General features: G+C 38.9%; 12 protein-coding genes and 1 pseudogene. 11 read left to right on the top strand and 2 right to left on the bottom strand.

What is annotated here, in order from left to right:
- Positions 1-49: 49 nt before the first annotated feature.
- The 6 genes and pseudogenes from LOS73_RS18045 to LOS73_RS18020 all read left to right on the top strand — a co-directional run bounded on the left by LOS73_RS18045 (position 50) and on the right by LOS73_RS18020 (position 6,545).
- A complete protein-coding gene (locus LOS73_RS18045; RefSeq protein ID WP_007377498.1) occupies positions 50-313 on the top strand; it encodes a DUF4212 domain-containing protein in 264 nt (87 codons plus the stop codon).
- A 10-nt stretch (positions 314-323) separates the two neighbouring features.
- Positions 324-2,048, top strand: a complete 1,725-nt coding sequence (locus tag LOS73_RS18040) for a sodium:solute symporter family protein (RefSeq protein WP_007377497.1) — start codon at positions 324-326, stop codon at positions 2,046-2,048.
- Positions 2,049-2,152: 104 nt separating this feature from the next.
- Positions 2,153-3,991, top strand: a complete 1,839-nt coding sequence (locus LOS73_RS18035) for a DUF294 nucleotidyltransferase-like domain-containing protein (RefSeq protein ID WP_457934071.1) — start codon at positions 2,153-2,155, stop codon at positions 3,989-3,991.
- 15 nt (positions 3,992-4,006) lie between these two features.
- Positions 4,007-4,630 (top strand): 3'-5' exonuclease, encoded by a 624-nt coding sequence (locus LOS73_RS18030; protein WP_457934070.1) that lies wholly within the window; start codon positions 4,007-4,009, stop codon positions 4,628-4,630.
- A 139-nt stretch (positions 4,631-4,769) separates the two neighbouring features.
- Positions 4,770-5,384: an SIMPL domain-containing protein gene (locus LOS73_RS18025; RefSeq protein ID WP_457934069.1), complete on the top strand. Its 615-nt coding sequence runs from the start codon at positions 4,770-4,772 to the stop codon at positions 5,382-5,384.
- Between the two features lie 43 nt (positions 5,385-5,427).
- A pseudogene (locus LOS73_RS18020) lies at positions 5,428-6,545 on the top strand (ISAs1 family transposase).
- A gap of 227 nt (positions 6,546-6,772) precedes the next feature.
- Here LOS73_RS18020 and LOS73_RS18015 read toward each other — a convergent pair.
- On the bottom strand, positions 6,773-8,566 hold the full coding sequence (locus LOS73_RS18015) for a putative bifunctional diguanylate cyclase/phosphodiesterase (RefSeq protein WP_007377493.1): 1,794 nt from the start codon (positions 8,564-8,566) through the stop codon (positions 6,773-6,775).
- A 524-nt stretch (positions 8,567-9,090) separates the two neighbouring features.
- Between LOS73_RS18015 and epd the strand changes: the two genes are divergently transcribed.
- The 3 genes from epd (at position 9,091) to fba (ending at position 12,613) form a co-directional block, all read left to right on the top strand.
- On the top strand, positions 9,091-10,107 hold the full coding sequence (gene epd, locus LOS73_RS18010) for an erythrose-4-phosphate dehydrogenase (protein WP_002961528.1): 1,017 nt from the start codon (positions 9,091-9,093) through the stop codon (positions 10,105-10,107).
- Positions 10,108-10,171: 64 nt separating this feature from the next.
- Positions 10,172-11,347 carry a phosphoglycerate kinase gene (locus LOS73_RS18005; RefSeq protein WP_007377492.1) on the top strand — a complete coding sequence of 392 codons (1,176 nt, stop codon included), beginning with the start codon at positions 10,172-10,174 and terminating at the stop codon, positions 11,345-11,347.
- Positions 11,348-11,548: 201 nt separating this feature from the next.
- On the top strand, positions 11,549-12,613 hold the full coding sequence (gene fba / locus LOS73_RS18000; protein ID WP_007377491.1) for a class II fructose-bisphosphate aldolase: 1,065 nt from the start codon (positions 11,549-11,551) through the stop codon (positions 12,611-12,613).
- A gap of 223 nt (positions 12,614-12,836) precedes the next feature.
- Here fba and LOS73_RS17995 read toward each other — a convergent pair whose 3' ends face one another.
- Positions 12,837-14,252: an IS4 family transposase gene (locus LOS73_RS17995; RefSeq protein ID WP_457934068.1), complete on the bottom strand. Its 1,416-nt coding sequence runs from the start codon at positions 14,250-14,252 to the stop codon at positions 12,837-12,839.
- A gap of 914 nt (positions 14,253-15,166) precedes the next feature.
- Between LOS73_RS17995 and phoB the strand changes: the two genes are divergently transcribed.
- On the top strand, positions 15,167-15,856 hold the full coding sequence (gene phoB, locus LOS73_RS17990) for a phosphate regulon transcriptional regulator PhoB (RefSeq protein ID WP_006791869.1): 690 nt from the start codon (positions 15,167-15,169) through the stop codon (positions 15,854-15,856).
- Between the two features lie 199 nt (positions 15,857-16,055).
- A complete protein-coding gene (gene phoR, locus LOS73_RS17985) occupies positions 16,056-17,363 on the top strand; it encodes a phosphate regulon sensor histidine kinase PhoR (RefSeq protein ID WP_033041152.1) in 1,308 nt (435 codons plus the stop codon).
- Positions 17,364-17,509 lie beyond the last annotated feature (146 nt).

The raw sequence follows: 17,509 nt of genomic DNA, 5'->3' as shown, positions 1-17,509 counted from the left end.
TAAAAAACCACTCATCGCGATATTGCGGTGCTTAAAGGGGAAAATAAAAATGGCTTTTAAAGATGAAGAACAAGCAAAAGCTTATTGGGCAGAAAATATTTCACTGTTATTTAAACTATTAGCAGTGTGGTTTATTGTGTCTTTTGGCTTTGGCATATTATTGGTAGATGTACTTAATGAAGTACGTTTTTTTGGGTTTAAACTTGGCTTCTGGTTCGCCCAGCAAGGCGCGATTTATACCTTTGTTGCTTTGATTTTTGTGTACGTTTTCAAAATGAATACGTTAGATAAAAAATATGGCGTAGACGAATAGGAGCTAAGCAATGGATGTTCAAACACTCACGTTTTTAATTGTTGGTTTAAGCTTTGCGCTTTATATCGGCATAGCAATTTGGGCCCGAGCGGGTTCAACTAAAGAATTTTATGTCGCGGGCGGCGGCGTACCTCCTCTTGCTAATGGTATGGCAACAGCAGCTGATTGGATGAGCGCCGCGTCGTTTATTTCAATGGCGGGTATTATTTCGTTTGCAGGTTACGATGGCAGCGTTTACTTAATGGGGTGGACAGGTGGTTATGTACTATTAGCTATGTGTTTAGCGCCTTACTTACGTAAATTCGGCAAGTTTACTGTACCTGACTTTATTGGCGACCGTTACTATTCACGCACCGCACGTTTAGTGGCAATTGTATGTGCCATATTCATTTGTTTTACTTATATTGCAGGGCAAATGCGCGGCGTAGGCGTCGTATTTTCACGCTTTTTAGAAGTAGAAATTGAAACTGGTGTTTACATCGGTATGGTGATTGTATTCTTTTATGCGGTACTTGGCGGCATGAAAGGCATTACCTATACACAGGTAGCGCAATATTGTGTACTTGTATTTGCCTACCTTGTACCAGCCATTTTCATCTCAATGATGATGACGGGTCACTTTTTCCCACAAACCGGTTTTGGTGCCACATTAATTGGCAGCGACGGCGTGTACGTACTTGATAAACTAGACGGCTTAAGCGCTGAACTTGGTTTTGCGCAATATACCGAAGGCTCTAAGAGCATGATTGACGTGTTCGCTATTACTGGTGCTTTAATGGTAGGTACTGCTGGTTTACCACATGTAATTGTACGCTTTTTCACTGTACCTCGCGTAAAAGACACGCGTATTTCTGCCGCATGGACTCTTGTGTTCATCGCGATTGTTTATACTACAGCACCTGCGGTTGCAGCTTTTGCTCGCGTAAACATGGTTGATACCATTAATGGTAAAGACGGTAGCGGTACAGCTTACGCAGAAGCACCTGCATGGATTAAAAATTGGGAACGTACGGGATTAATCACGTTTGATGATAAAAATGGCGATGGCAAAATGTTCTACACGGCGGGTAAAATTACCGATCCGAACAGTGCTAACGAAGTCAATGTAGATCGCGACATTATGGTATTAGCAAATCCAGAAATTGCTAACTTACCAGCATGGGTTATTGCACTTGTAGCAGCAGGTGGTATTGCTGCCGCATTATCTACAACAGCAGGTTTACTACTGGTTATTTCGACCTCCGTTTCGCACGATTTACTCAAGCGAACCCTCAAGCCCGATATTACCGACAAGCAAGAGCTACTTGCAGCGAGGTTGGCAGCCATGGTTGCTATTGTTATCTCCGCGTACTTTGGTATTAACCCGCCTGGATTTGTGGCATCGGTTGTGGCATTTGCCTTTGGCTTGGCGGCTGCGAGTTTCTTCCCTGCAATTATTATGGGTATATTCTCTAAAACAATGAACCGCGAAGGGGCTGTTGCCGGTATGGTAACGGGTATAGGCTTTACCGCTGCGTATATCATCTTCTTCAAGTTTGTTAGTCCAGAGCTAAACAGCCCTGAAAATTGGTTCTTAGGTATTTCGCCTGAAGGTATTGGCTTAATTGGTATGATTATTAACTTTGCAGTTGCTGCAATTGTTCTTAAATTTACTCAACCAACACCTGTTGAAATTCAAGAAATGGTAGAAGGTATTCGTAATCCTAAAGGATCGGCAGAAGCGCACGATCACTAAGGTTACTTAAAATAAAGCGTAAAAAGCCCGACTTAAGTCGGGCTTTTTATTTGTATAAAAAATGAGTACATTGGTGTTGTGTATACTTTTTAATGAGCACAACGATGAGCGTAGAACAACAAGAAATAGCCCAATATGTTTGCATGCAAGCACCATTTAGCCTACTTGATAGCAGTGCATACGAGTATTTTGTAAATCACCTCGACATTATTTACCTCACCCGCGAAAATCAAACTCAGTGGTTGCAAAGTGAAAACCCTAAACTATTTTTAATTCGCTCTGGTTTGTATGATTTAGTTGATGCTAAAGGCGACGTTGTTACGCGTTTAGCACAAGGTGATTACTTTGGCTTCCCGTCGTTACTAACGGGGGAAGCGATTCAAAACCGTTTAGCGGTACAAAAAGAGGGCATAGTGTATATGCTCTCTCAAACGCATTTTGATTTTTTACGCAGAGAATATAAATCGTTTGAGCAATACTTTGTACGCGCTCATGCTAACCGGTTGTTGTCATCGCATTATAAAAGTAAAAACGATAGCTGGTCTGAGCGTAAAATATCAGAGCTGATGGCACGCACAGCGATTACGCTTGCGCCTGATGCAAGCATTAGGCAAAGCGCTAAAAAGATGAAACAGCATGGTGTGTCGTCAATAATGATAACGCAGCATGCACATTTAGTTGGCGTGGTTACCGATCGTGATTTACGTAACCGCGTACTCGCCGACGAGGTAAACCCTCAAGATGCTGTAAGTAGCATTATGACCGCTAAGCCCAAGTTTATATTTGAAAATAATCGAGTGTTTTCAGCGCTGCATTTAATGCTTAAGCATAATATTCATCACTTACCGGTTCTTGATGAAAACCATAAACCGATAGGAATGATAACCAGCACCGACTTATTACGCCAACAAAAAAGTGACCCCGTGCAGCTTATTGGGCGCATTTATAAAGCGCACACTATTACTGACTTAAAACGCTATGCAAAAGAAATCCCCGAGTTATTGCGTGGTTTTTCGTACAACATTGACGACATATCGCTAATTGGTAAATTACTAAGTGGATTAACCGATGCGCTTACATCGCGACTTATTCACTTATTTCAAGAAGAGCATGGCGCAGCGCCAACCAGCTTTAGTTTTATTTGCTTTGGCTCGCAAGCACGCGAAGAGCAAACTCTGCATTCTGATCAAGATAACGGCTTATTACTCCCTAACGACTTAAGCAATGATCAGCAAGCTTACTTTAAAAGCATGGGGAAATTTGTATGTGAGAACTTAGTTGAATGCGGCATTAGGCGTTGCCCAGGTAATATTATGGCAAGCAGCGATGAGTGCCGAATGAGCGTAAACGACTGGAGCGAGCGCTTTTTTAAATGGATAAAAAGCCCCACACCAGATGCGATGCTTAATTGTAAAATATTTTTTGACCTGCGCTTTATTGAAGGTTCAAACGCTTTATACACCGCTTTTTGCGAGCAGCTAATTCGTATATCGCGTAACGACTTATTCTATGCTGCAATGGCAACCGACATAAGTAGTAACAGCGTGCCAATTGGTTTATTTAATAAATTTAAAACCGAAAAAACCGATGAAAATAATAAATACATAGATTTAAAAAAACGCGGTGTCGTAATTATAAATGACATAGTGCGGTTATACGCTTTAAAAGCGGGTATTAAGCGAGCTAATACCCAAGAGCGACTAGAGGCACTGCTCAAACATAAATTGCTTAGCAAAGAAGATATATACAACCTAAAAGATTGCTGGCGGTTTTTAACGCAGCTTCGTTTGAGTACACAAATAAACGAAGAAGGTTTACCAAGTAATTGTATTAATCCTAATAAATTAAACTCACTAGAGCGCCATCAACTAAAAGAAGCGTTTTACCTTGTTAAACAAGCGCAGCAAGCTGCTGCGTTTAAGTTTGCTCGCGGCAGTTTATAATGATGGATTACTAACATGGTAAAAAAGCTGCTCACTCGGTACTTAAAGCGCCGTAAATTACTAGGCAAAAATGCCTTGCAACAGCGTTACTTAGTGATTGATTTAGAGCTCACTGGCCTTGATGCAAAACAGCACGAAATTGTATCGGTAGCGTGGGTGGTAATAGATAATCAATGTATAAAAATGAGTGAGTCGCAGCATATTATCAATAAAGACGTTATAAGCCTCGAACAAAGCCCTGTTTATCACGGTATAAATGATGATGCGGTAGCAAAAGGGCAAAGTTTACACAGTATACTAACGCAACTAAGCAGCCACTTTAATGATTGTATTTTAGTGTTTCATAATGCCATGCTCGATTGGGGCTTTTTAAAAATAGCCTTAAAAAATGCCAATATAACAACGCGGCCTAAACTGATACTCGACACCCTTCACATCGAGAAAAAGCGCTTACTCAACCATTCATCTGAAATAAAACAAGATGATTTAACCCTTAATGCTTGCCGCACACGTTATGAGTTACCAAGCTATCATTGCCATCATGCGTTAACCGATGCACAAGCGACCGCCGAGTTACTGCTAGCCCAGTGCCATCAAATAAGCCGTGGCAAAGAGTTAAAAGTAGGCGAGTTGGCGTAGGTTGGCTGTAGGCGGGGCTTTATGCCGCGCGAGATAAACTCCCGCCTACAATAAAGGACAGTTTACTTTTATTGTTATCCGTATGACTATAGGTACAGTTGCGTAATCATTATCTAACTAATTACTTCAAGGAACGAATATGAAACTCATTATCACTATTTTTCTAACATTATTCCCACTCATCACTTTTGCTAATTCAAGCTTAGCTACAAATCGTCATATTACGGTTCAAGGGACTGCTGAGATATTAGTTGAGCCTGACATGGCTCAAGTTTCTTTTGAAGTAACGAGCATTAAAGATACGTTGCTTGAGGCTAAACGAGATCTTGATACCCAGATTAACTTGTTACTTGAAGGAGTCGATAAATACGGTTTTGAGCAAGACGATATTTTTGTATCTGGTTTAAAAAGCAATGTATACAATATTATTGGTACAGAAACGGGGACTGTTTCAGGCGATAAATACTTAGCGCTAAAAACGGTTAAAGTAACAATAAACGATATTAAAAAAATAGATGGTTTTATTGAATTTGCACAAAGTCTAAAAATAAATAATGTTATAGCAATCGAGAGTTTATCTTCAAAAGCAAAGTTGTTAGAGGCGCAGGCAACACAAGCTGCAGTAGATGACGCAATAGCTAAAGGAAGCATGCTTGCTAAAGCATTTGGCGTTGAACTTGGAAAAGTTTATAGTATTAATTCAACTGCTAATCATCAAAGATACCCCAGGGCAAGATCACGAACTTTACCTTGACTTAAAAGTATGATCTTATACTCCTTTTTTAAGGAGCATCCCCATGTCTAACATTCAGCTATTTAAATATTTCGAATCAATCGACGACCCTCGCCAACAAGGTAAAGTTGTTCATAAACTATTTGATATCATATTCTTAGCTGTTAGCGCTGTTGTTTCAGGCTGTCAGGGCTGGGAAGAGATTGAAGATTTTGGTCATGATAGACTAGATTGGCTCAGAAAATATGTTCTTCTTGAACAAGGGATCCCTCGCCATGACACAATTGCTCGTGTAATGAGCCGTATTGACATGACGCAATTCCAAGATTCCTTTTCTTCTTGGATGAAAGCCTGCTCCAAATTAACTCAAGGCGGTGTAGTTGCTATTGACGGTAAACGATTGAAAGGTTCATTTAATCAGTCAGATAGACGCGATGCGCTTTATATGATCAGTGCATTTGCATGCGAAAATGGTGTTGTTTTGGCACAATGCCCTGTTGATAAAAAGTCGAATGAAATAAAAGCGTTGCCAGAGCTGCTTGAATTATTAGAGATAAAAGGCTGCTTAGTAACGATTGACGCTATGGGGTGTCAAAAATCAATTGCAAAAAAATAGTTGGTAAAGAAGCCGATTACTTACTTGCGGTAAAAGCAAACCATAAAAGGCTACTGTCACAAATAGAAGATGTGTTATTACCTGAGGTAGCACGACAAGCATCTGATGGGCTCTTGTTTAACGAAGCCGATTATCAAAAAAATAGAGAAGAATTTAGGTGCTGTGCAGTGAGCCATAACGTGAGCGGTTTATCAGAAACGATACACTGGGAAGGTGTAAAAACAGTGGGTGTTATTGTTTCTTATAGAAAAGAAAAAGGTAAATTAAGCAATGAGTTATGCTATAGATACTATATTAGTTCAGCGAATTTAACAGCGGAAGAACTCGCGAGAGGAGCACGACAACATTGGCAAATAGAAAATGGATTACATTGGCGTTTAGATGTAGGATTTAAAGAAGATGAGTGTCGAATTAGGCGCGAAGGTGCAGCACCTGTATTTGCGGGGCTGAGACACATCGCATTTAATCAGCTAAAAGCAGAAAAAAGTTTTAGTAAAGGCATGCCCGCAAAACAGAAAAAAGCTATGCGCAGTACAGCCTACCTTGAAACGGTACTGAACGCATAGACTTTTTTCATGCTCTTGCCCTGAAAGATACCCTACTAATAATGTTAATAGTTTAATTTTTCCAGGTTCTGGTGCTAACTCAAATCCATTCGAACAGGTGCGGTATGTGGATGAAACAATAATTTTTACATCATCAATAAACGTGGTGTTTGATTTAGACGTAAAATAATAACAGTAAGTACGGGGAACTCTTTAACGAATTTGTTTTTGTTTGATTTTTAGCTTTTTTATAAAAACAATTTGGATTTAAATTCATCTATATCGATAGGTTTTGATAATAAATATCCTTGAAAAAAATGGCATCCTAATGACTTTAAATAATCTAACTGAAATTCAGTTTCAACACCTTCAGCCACTACATTTAAATCATATAAATTAGCTAAAGACAAAATCACTTCAACCATAGAGTTCTTATTTTTATTACTTATCGTAGTTTCATTAATGTTATTAATGAAACTACGATCTATTTTTAAAGTGTTAACCGGATAGTTTTGCAACTGATTAAAGGCTGTATATCCAGTGCCAAAGTCATCCAAGGATAACTTAAAGCCTTCATTTTTTAATTGTTCTAGAGTTCGAGTTGCATTTTCTTCTCTAGTTATTAAGCTTGTTTCTGTTATTTCAAACTCGATTATTTCGGGGGGAATATTATACTTTGTTATTAATTTAAGTATTTTCCCAATGAAAGACTCTGAATTTAGCTCCAAAGCTGAAATGTTTATAGCAAAAAAGAATTTTTTATTTTTAATTATTGGTAATATTTTTTTTATTTCATTAAATGCTTTTTCAATTACTATAAAGTCAATTCTTGATATTAGGCCTGCTTCCTCCGCTATAGGAATATATTTATCTGGCCCATGTTTTTTTAAAATTTCGTCGTCATTTCTAATTAGTATTTCTACACCAATCATTTCATTAGAATTATAAATAGGCATGAAATTTAGAAAAAAGGACTTTATTTCTATCGCGCGGTCCAGTGCTATAATAATTTCGTTTTTGACGACTAGTTCATTTGATAATTTTTCATTAAAAAACTCTATTCTATTTTTCCCCGTTTTTTTAGCTTTGAACATAGCTTGATCAGCATCGCTAATTGCCTGTAAAGGTGTTAATTTGAGATCGTTAGTTGTTGATACTCCAATACAAGCATCTAATTTGAACTTTACACGCTCTATATACATTGATAAATTAATTTTTTTTAATAACTCATTGGCTGTTTCGGTAATATGAAAATTATTATTCGAGACTTTCAATACAACTATAAACTCATCACCTGCGACTCTTGATACCGTACCATCGAGGACATTTTTATTTGTTTTTACTTCATCTATAAATGTAATAAGTTTTTGGCTAATTTCTTTAAGCAATAAGTCACCGACAGTATGGCCATAAGTATCGTTTACCCGTTTAAAATTATCGATATCTATGTAGTAGAAAACAAGCTGTGTAGTGGGCTCTAAATTTTTAAACTGATGCTTAATCCAAAAAGTAATACTTCTCCTATTATTAATACCTGTTAGATAGTCTTTGTTAGCTTCTTTAATTAATTTCAATTCATTTCTTTTCAAGTTTTTCGAATATAAATATGAGATAATTATAGTTATCGAAATACTAATAGATAAACCAATGACTACTCGGATAACTTGTTGGAAACTAACTGCGTATAACGAAGCTATAGCGAAAATCAAGCTAATTAAGAGAGCTTTGTTTGTCGTATTCGTATAGTACATCACGATAATAAAAGGATAGAGGTAAACAATTCCCCGCACATCAAAATAATAAGATGTATATATAATACCAAGCCCTAAAATATAAGTTAAAAGCTTCTTATGATAACTTTTCAAACCATAACGAACAGCTGTTATTGCACAGTATAAAAGAAATATTAGATTAATAAGACAAAACCAAGCCATCTCTGATGCACCATACATAGAGTGATAGTATGTATAAGATGCCCAAGGGACCATGCCTAAAAACATGAGTATAATGTATACTCTATTTGAATTTTTATTTGTAGCCATTAATAACCCTGAAAATAAACAATGTTGTTATTTGTGCCTAATATTAACACGAACAAGAGTAGGAGATACAGCCGGGGAACACAGAGAGGGTGATACATTTTGTAAAATAATGTGATTTAATAGAACTCATTATTTATAGCATATTATTTGAGCCTCATAGATTTCCTTTTGCTAAGATAAATGGATTAGATTTTCTCGAAAAACAGCTCTGGTCATTTAGTTTTGTTAGTAGGCTTGTTTACAGCAATTGGTTTGGCAACTTTAATCGTATACACGATAAACCAATATCAGCGGTCAAATACTATGGTGGTAGTAGGATGGCAGGTTGTTTTAAATAGGTATCTAAGTCATAGCTGCTAGATGATTACGTAACTTAAATGTTTTGAAATATATTTGTACTTTACTCTTAATTTAAAGTTTCTAATGCTTCCCTCTTATAATCAGATGCAAGGTCGATTACAATACAGCCATCTAAAAGGCATATTGCCTTTATCTGCACGCTAAAAGAGTGGATTTTATATTTCATGGCAATCAAACTTGCAATTAATGGTTTTGGTCGTATTGGTCGAAATATTGTCCGCGCGTTATACGAGTCTGGTTTGAGCGACGATATAAAAATTGTTGCGATTAACGAACTTGCTGATCCTGAAGCTATTGCTCATTTATTAAAATACGACACATCCCACGGTCGCTTTTCTTTTCCTGTAAAACTTGGTGAAGACACCATTAGTGTTGCAGGCGATACCATTGCACTTTTTTGTGAAGAAAACCCAATTGAATTACCTTGGCAAACGCTCGATGTAGACGTTGTACTTGAATGTACAGGTGTTTATCACTCGCGCGAACATGCGCAGTTACATATTACAGCAGGTGCTAAAAAGGTGTTGTTTTCACATCCGGCCGACAACGATGTTGATGCCACTATTGTGTATGGTATTAACGACGATGAGCTTAAAAGCGAACATACAATTGTGTCTAACGGCTCGTGTACAACTAACTGTGTTGTGCCGGTTATTAAAGTATTAGATGATGCATTTGGTATTGAGTCGGGCGCTATTACAACGATTCATGCGTCGATGAACGATCAACAAGTGATTGATGGTTATCATCATGATTTACGCCGTACTCGCGCTGCAAGCCAATCAATTATTCCAGTTGATACAAAGCTTGCCCGTGGTATAGACCGTATTTTACCAAAGTTTAAAGGTCGTTTTGAGGCAATTGCCGTACGAGTTCCGACTATAAATGTAACGGCAATGGATTTAAGTGTAACGGTTAATACCGATGTAGATTTAAACGCAGTAAATAATGCACTTAAAGCACAAGCAAAAGATCGCTTAGAAGGTATTTTAAGTTATACCGAAGAGCCGCTTGTATCGGTTGATTTTAATCACGACCCACATTCTTGTATTATTGATGGCACACAAACACGTGTTAGTCACAAACGACTGATAAAGTTATTAGTATGGTGTGATAATGAATGGGGTTTTGCTAATCGTATGCTCGACACAGCGCGTGCTATGATGGCAGTGAATAAGTAATTTATTAATATAATAATTTTAAACGTATTTTTCAGGTTCAGTATCGTTAACTAAGGAGATGTTCATGTCGGTCATAAAAATGGTAGATTTAGATTTAAACGGCAAACGCGTATTAATTCGTGAAGATTTAAATGTACCAGTTAAAGCAGGTAAAGTGACGTCAGATGCGCGTATTCGTGCAGCACTACCTACTATTAAACTAGCCCTTGAGAAAGGCGCTAAAGTAATGGTTATGTCACACCTTGGCCGTCCTACGGAAGGGGAATACGATGAAGCGTTTTCGCTTGCACCTGTAGCTGATTACTTAAACGATGCCCTTGAGCAAACTGTGCGTTTAGAAAAAGATTACCTAAATGGTGTTGATATTGCTGATAACGAAGTGGTTGTTTTTGAAAACGTGCGCTTTAATAAAGGCGAGAAGAAAAACGACGAAGCGCTATCTAAGCAACTAGCAGCACTGTGTGATGTATATGTAATGGATGCATTTGGTACGGCTCACCGTGCACAAGCATCTACCCATGGCGTTGGCTTATTTGCCGATGTTGCATGTGCAGGTCCGCTGTTATCGGCTGAGCTAGAAGCATTAGGCAAGGCACTTGATAACCCAGCTCGTCCATTAGTGGCGATTGTAGGTGGTTCTAAAGTTTCAACTAAATTAACCGTTTTAGATTCACTTTCTAAAATTGTCGATCAGTTAGTTACCGGTGGTGGTATTGCAAATACCTTCATCGCGGCATCAGGTAGCCCAGTTGGTAAATCGCTTTACGAACCTGATTTAATGGATGAAGCGAACCGTTTATGTGCAGCAGCGATTGCTAATAATGGCGAAATCCCGGTACCGACTGACGTAGTTGTTGGTAATGAGTTTTCTGAATCTGCTGTAGCTACGCTTAAAGATGTAAGTGAAGTGACAAGCGACGATATGATTTTTGATATTGGCCCTGATACAGCGAGCAAGCTTGCAAAAATCATTGCAAATGCGGGCACTGTTGTATGGAATGGTCCAGTAGGCGTGTTCGAGTTTGATCAGTTTGGTAATGGCACTCGTGCTATTGCACAAGCAATTGCTAACTCAAATGCGTTTTCAATTGCGGGTGGCGGTGATACCTTAGCCGCCATTGATAAATACGGCATTGCCGATAAAGTTTCTTATATTTCTACTGGTGGTGGTGCGTTCTTAGAGTTTTTAGAAGGCAAAAAACTGCCAGCAGTTGAAATGCTAGAATCGCGCGCTAAGTAATTTTAGTCGCGTAAGGTGAGGGGGTAATAGCCCTCACCGACAATTAATTATTAAATACCTCTCACCCTAATTTAATAGTTAATTTAGACGGAATTTTACTGCAAAGCAGTGGTTTTTCGTGGTGTTGTTATAACGCCAAACTAACAAATCCGTTCAAACTAGATGGTAGGGAACTACTGTCGATAAATTGGAGAATACCCAATGGCTTTAATCAGTATGCGACAACTTTTAGATCATGCAGCAGAGCATGGTTACGGCGTACCTGCTTTTAACGTTAATAACCAAGAGCAAATGCGCGCAATAATGGAAGCGGCTGACAAAACAAACAGCCCAGTAATCGTGCAAGGATCAGCGGGCGCACGTGCTTATGCTGGTGCTCCATTTATTCGTCATATGATTTTAGCAGCCGTTGAAGAATGGCCACATATCCCCGTTGTTATGCACCAAGATCACGGCACATCGCCAGGTGTATGTCAGCGTTCAATTCAGCTTGGTTTTTCATCAGTAATGATGGATGGCTCGCTAATGAGCGACGGTAAAACCCCTTCAAGCTACGAATACAATGTAGAAGTAACGCGTGAAACTGTTGCTATGGCGCATGCCTGTGGCGTATCGGTTGAAGGCGAGCTAGGTGTACTTGGTTCACTTGAAACAGGTGAAGCTGGCGAAGAAGATGGCGTTGGCGCAGAAGGCATATTAACCACTGAGCAAATGCTAACAGATCCTGAAGAAGCGGCTGACTTTGTAAATAAAACACACGTTGACGCACTTGCAATTGCATGTGGTACTTCGCACGGTGCCTATAAATTTACGCGCCCACCAACAGATGACATTTTAGCGATTGACCGCATTAAAGCGATTCATGCACGTATTCCTAACACGCACTTAGTGATGCATGGTTCATCTTCGGTTCCACAAGAGTGGTTAGAAATTATTAATCAGTATGGTGGCGAAATTCCAGAAACTTATGGTGTGCCTGTTGAGCAAATTGTCGAAGGTATTAAGTTTGGTGTTCGTAAGGTAAATATTGATACTGATTTACGTTTAGCTTCTACCGGTGCAATTCGCCGTCACATGGCGTTAAACCCATCTAACTTTGATCCTCGTAAATACTTAGCTGAAGCAACTAAAGCAATGACAGAGATTTGTGTTGCACGCTATAACTCGTTTGGTACCTCTGGTCAGGCGAGTAAAATTAAGCCAATTTCACTTGATGAAATGCACCTTAAATATTTAAGCGGTGAGCTAGACCCTAAAATTAGATAATCGATCAATTTATAATTGATCATTATTAGGGCCTGTTTATCTTTCGAGGTTAAATTTACAGCAGTATGTTTGGTATTTAGGCAAGGCAGAGCCTATGAAGTGTGGTTATTCCCCATAAATAGGCGATAACGTGAAATAAATGCCAAACATGCGCTGCCCGAAGGGTTCTGCCTAGGGACAATTTACTCTTTGTTGCCTACATGGATGTAGGTCTGTCTCTTGATCACAACTTTTCTGTCTGCTGAATTGATATTAACAATTCGGCAGATTCGACCATTTCTGCTAATTTCAACCACCCCTTCCAGAGTGCTTTTACGCCAACTCGACCATTTCTTTTACTGTCATACCACCCTCCCAATTTCGCTAAACTATAGTATAGCCAATGGAGAGACGGTACTTTATCCGGCAACACATCCTTTTCAACCTTTGCCCATAGTAATTTCCACGTCAACTCTTTAACACACGTTGTACATCTCACTTCTTTGTCTAATTCACTCCTTTGCGCCATATTTTGCAGCTGTAATAACCTGACAGCAATAAACGCTTTAATGATCGCAATTCGTAAAATATTATCACTGTGCTGCAAACGTAAATCTTCTACTTCGGTTCCATCTGTTTTCCATGTTTTATGAAACTCCTCTACACGCCAGCGAAGTTCATAGTATCTTACTAATTTCTGGGCATCTTCTGCTGTGTTTACGGGCTCTGTCGTATATAAAATCCAACATAATGGATTTTTTTGCGTACTTTCTTTTTCCTGACAGACAATGACATTGACGCTCAATGTCGGTGATTCTTGCCCTTGTACTCGCTTAGGCTTGGCGAGTGTTATAGGTTGATAGCTCAATGTAATTCGGGCCTGACGCGCTTTTCTTCCCGCACGTTGCGCTATATTAATAGTGTAACAACACTGACCCTGCGCTGTTTCTATTAACTGATTGAGATTGCATTGAGGCTCTATTAATTTTCTATTTTCTTTTGCTCTGACTAAAAATCGATGCCCTTCATCTTTTTGGTAAGTCATGTACTCATAAATGTCAGCTTCTCTGTCGCAGATGTTAAGTATATTTGATAATTCACCTGTACGTTTTTTTATATCCATTAATGTTTGTTGCCAGCGATAGCTTTCTTTCTCTTCGTAAGGGCGTTGCTGTTGTTGATCTTTAGTCCCTTTAACCTTTGATTTCCTAAACCAATAGTACTGGTCGAGTAAACCAATAACGTGCTCCGTATCTGCATCAATTGCTAAAGTTGAATGCGCATATAGCGTTCTTGTTTTTGATGGTTTTCCTAATGTATTTGCACAGTTCACATCGCCTAATTCTTTGCAAACACTGTGTTTAAATGTCAATCCTGTCGTATCTTGGATAGCGAGAACCAAAGGCAACTGCTTTACCGCTTCACTCGTTTGTGAGAATCCTGAATCGGCAATCGCTTGAGGGGATATTTTCTCATTTCTAATGAAACGATAAGCGGCTTCAATTTTTACAGGTGTATCAGAAGCCTTAACAATTGAGCTGTCTGCATTCTCAGCCATATCGCTTGCTAGTAGAGCTAATCGTCGGGTGCGTCTCGGATCTCCTAAATTAGCGTTACCAAAAATTAATTGAGCCCATTCTTCAGAAGTGTTTGTGTGCATATGATAAATCTATGAGTGATGATGATCGATTAGATCACAGACTTAACGATATTCAAAGACTTGTGTATAAGAGACAGGGATGTAGGTAAGGGGCGTGAGCAGGACGCGGAAGCTTTGCTCGGTTTTTACTTAGCCCGCTAGGTTACAAACCTCACGCCGCGATTAAATCGCCCCTAGATTGAACAAATTTTAATCCTGAAAGGTCAACAGGCCCTAAGCCAGTAACTTTGTTACTGGCTTTTTTAATGTTAGCCCTTTTTATATTGCAGATTACGGTTTATTGATCAGATCACTGTATTACCAACACCGTACTTTGGGATCACGCATTTACTAACATAGCTATTTTTGGATCATTATTTTACTAAGAAAAGTACACTTTGACGCTATTTTAGGCTTTGAAATAATCTGATCGTTATTTATTTGTACAAACAATCAACAACTTATAGCTTTGACTAAGTACAACTCTGATCTGAGGGGGGATCGGCTTGGTAAAAATCTGATCCTTTATTTAAGGCTTAGTAAAATTTAGATCTATTTTTAAACGTATTGATGGTTGCACAGGCGGGTTTGTTGATTTTAAAAGGGCTTTAAAGCTACTTTTAAACGATCGATCTGTAAAAATGTCTTGGTTAGTAAAACAATGATCCCAGCTAGTTTAATATTGTTTAGTGGTTTAAATAGCGATACAAAAAAGATAATTTCAAAAAGTTAGCTATTACATAAATTTATCGTAAACCTCTTTTTATTGCGTTAAATATTAAAAAGGTTTTAAAAATATGACGTTAATGAGGTTATTTGTCACTAATTTGTATTTTTTTTACCACCATTTTAATTTACACGTTACACTTTCATAAAAATGTCATACTTAGTCATAATAATGAAAACTAATTCGATAGCGTAAGAGATAAATTGGAATGTCACGTAAAGTACTAGTCGTAGATGACGAAGCTCCTATCAGGGAGATGCTGGTTTTTGTTTTAGAGCAAAATGGATTTCAGGCGATTGAAGCAGAAGATTATGACTCTGCAATTGCAGCTATGGTTGAACCTTATCCAGACATGGTTTTACTTGATTGGATGTTGCCAGGTGGCAGCGGTATTCAAATTGCGAAAAAGTTTAAGCAAAATGAACATACCCGCCAAATCCCAATTATTATGCTTACAGCCCGTGGCGAAGAAGAAGACAAAGTACGCGGTCTTGAAGTAGGGGCTGACGATTACGTCACTAAGCCGTTTTCCCCTAAAGAGCTTATGGCGCGTATTAAAGCAGTTATTCGCCGTGTATCGCCAACCTCATTAGAGGAAGCTATTGAAGTACATGGCCTGCGCTTAGATCCAATTTCTCACCGTGTTACCTCTGAAGGTAACGAGCTTGATATGGGGCCAACCGAATTTAGATTGCTACACTTTTTTATGACCCACCCAGAGCGTGTTTATAGCCGTGAACAACTGCTTGATCATGTATGGGGAACTAACGTTTACGTCGAAGATCGCACGGTTGATGTGCATATTCGTCGCCTGCGTAAAGCAATTGGCCCACTTGGACATGACCGTTTGGTGCAAACTGTACGTGGTGCTGGGTATCGTTTTTCAAGTAAGCTGTAATACCAAATTGCATAAATATTTGAACAATTTAACGAGTTAAATAACTCTATAACGTTGTTAAAAATTTTATTTAGAACACAACTAGAAATAAAATTTTTGCTTAGTTATAGCGCAATTACCTTATCGTTAAATAGACCCCATTTATAAGCCAGTTGGTATAACGTGCGTGTGTATTACTACTCTAAGGTAAAGTAAGTGTATGTATCGAGTTGTTAATAAGCAGGCGTTAGTAAAACGTCTGTTTATCTATTTTTTACCTTTACTATTAATTGGTGTGCTGGTTGGCGCGCCATTTTTGCTTTTATTTTTAGGATCTTTTTCCCTCCTTATTTGGCACTATCATCAGCTTTATCGCTTGAGCGATTGGCTACTTAATCAACGCAGCTTTAATCCACCCGAGGGCGAAGGTGCGTGGGAACAAGTATTCGAAGGCATTTATCATCTACAGCACCGCAATCGTAAAAAGCGTAATGAGCTTGCTGATTTAATTCGGCGCTTTCGCGATGGGGCAGAAGCTGTACCTGATGCTGTTGTGGTACTGCAAAATGATTTAAGTATTGTGTGGTGTAATCAACTAGCACTTAAGGTGCTTGGCCTACAGTGGCCAACTGATCACGGTCAGCGCCTTGATAACTTAATTCGCGAACCTAAGTTTGCTAAATACATGCACAAAGGTGAATTTGATGATGCCCTTGAGCTTGATAATGGACATGCGGTTGAGCAAGTACTTGAATTTAGGGTTATGCCATATGCAAGTACACAGCTAATGGTCGTTGTGCGTGATGTAACACGTTTAAAGCAGCTTGAACAAATGCGTAAAGACTTTGTAGCCAATGTATCACATGAACTACGTACGCCGCTTACAGTGGTATCTGGCTATCTTGAAATGATGGATGGCGATATGATGCCGCCGCCAGCAATGTGGGGCAAGGCACAAAAAACGATGCTTGAGCAATGTAAGCGCATGGATAGCTTGGTTAGCCAGTTATTATCACTTTCGCGAATAGAAGGTGCTAGGCGTCAAGATAACGATAAAGCAATTAATGTTCCGAAGTTGCTTGGTTACATTCAAACCGAAGCACAATCAATTAATCAGGATAAAGGTCATGAACTTGTTTTTGATATTGATGCGACTTTAGATATTAAAGGCTCTGAGGATGAACTACGCAGCGCGTTTTCTAATCTCGTTTTTAACGCTATTCATTACACCAAAGCTGGCGGCAAAGTACAGGTATGCTGGCAGCATAAAGGTGATCGTGCTTGTTTTAGTGTTACCGATAATGGTGATGGTATTGCGCCAGAGCATATTAATCGTTTAACGGAGCGCTTCTATCGGGTAGATAAAGCACGAAGCAGAACAACAGGAGGATCGGGTTTAGGCCTTGCGATCACAAAACATGTACTAACGCGCCACGATAGCAAATTAAATATTCGCAGTGAAATAGGCAAAGGTTCATGTTTTTCTTTTGATTTTTCAATCGATAAGATAGTTCCGTTGGCGAAGTAATTATACTAGGGCGTGCTAATATTTAGTGGTTGAGTTTGCAAGTATGTTTGGTTTTTAGGCAAGCCAGAGCCTATGTAGTGTGGATATTCCCCATAAATAGGCGATAACGCAGCATAAATACCAAACATGCGCTGCCCAAGGGGTTC

The organism is Pseudoalteromonas sp. SCSIO 43210, from assembly GCF_054133285.1.
This window is presented reverse-complemented; position numbering and strand designations above follow the sequence as displayed.

What these genes read in the sequence shown, in the direction of transcription:
- LOS73_RS18045 (WP_007377498.1), top strand. Translation starts at nt 50, where the DNA reads ATGGCTTTTAAAGATGAAGAACAAGCAAAAGCTTATTGGGCAGAAAAT.
- LOS73_RS18040 (WP_007377497.1), top strand. Translation starts at nt 324, where the DNA reads ATGGATGTTCAAACACTCACGTTTTTAATTGTTGGTTTAAGCTTTGCG.
- LOS73_RS18035 (WP_457934071.1), top strand. Translation starts at nt 2,153, where the DNA reads ATGAGCGTAGAACAACAAGAAATAGCCCAATATGTTTGCATGCAAGCA.
- LOS73_RS18030 (WP_457934070.1), top strand. Translation starts at nt 4,007, where the DNA reads ATGGTAAAAAAGCTGCTCACTCGGTACTTAAAGCGCCGTAAATTACTA.
- LOS73_RS18025 (WP_457934069.1), top strand. Translation starts at nt 4,770, where the DNA reads ATGAAACTCATTATCACTATTTTTCTAACATTATTCCCACTCATCACT.
- LOS73_RS18015 (WP_007377493.1), bottom strand. Translation starts at nt 8,566, where the DNA reads ATGGCTACAAATAAAAATTCAAATAGAGTATACATTATACTCATGTTT.
- epd (WP_002961528.1), top strand. Translation starts at nt 9,091, where the DNA reads ATGGCAATCAAACTTGCAATTAATGGTTTTGGTCGTATTGGTCGAAAT.
- LOS73_RS18005 (WP_007377492.1), top strand. Translation starts at nt 10,172, where the DNA reads ATGTCGGTCATAAAAATGGTAGATTTAGATTTAAACGGCAAACGCGTA.
- fba (WP_007377491.1), top strand. Translation starts at nt 11,549, where the DNA reads ATGGCTTTAATCAGTATGCGACAACTTTTAGATCATGCAGCAGAGCAT.
- LOS73_RS17995 (WP_457934068.1), bottom strand. Translation starts at nt 14,252, where the DNA reads ATGCACACAAACACTTCTGAAGAATGGGCTCAATTAATTTTTGGTAAC.
- phoB (WP_006791869.1), top strand. Translation starts at nt 15,167, where the DNA reads ATGTCACGTAAAGTACTAGTCGTAGATGACGAAGCTCCTATCAGGGAG.
- phoR (WP_033041152.1), top strand. Translation starts at nt 16,056, where the DNA reads ATGTATCGAGTTGTTAATAAGCAGGCGTTAGTAAAACGTCTGTTTATC.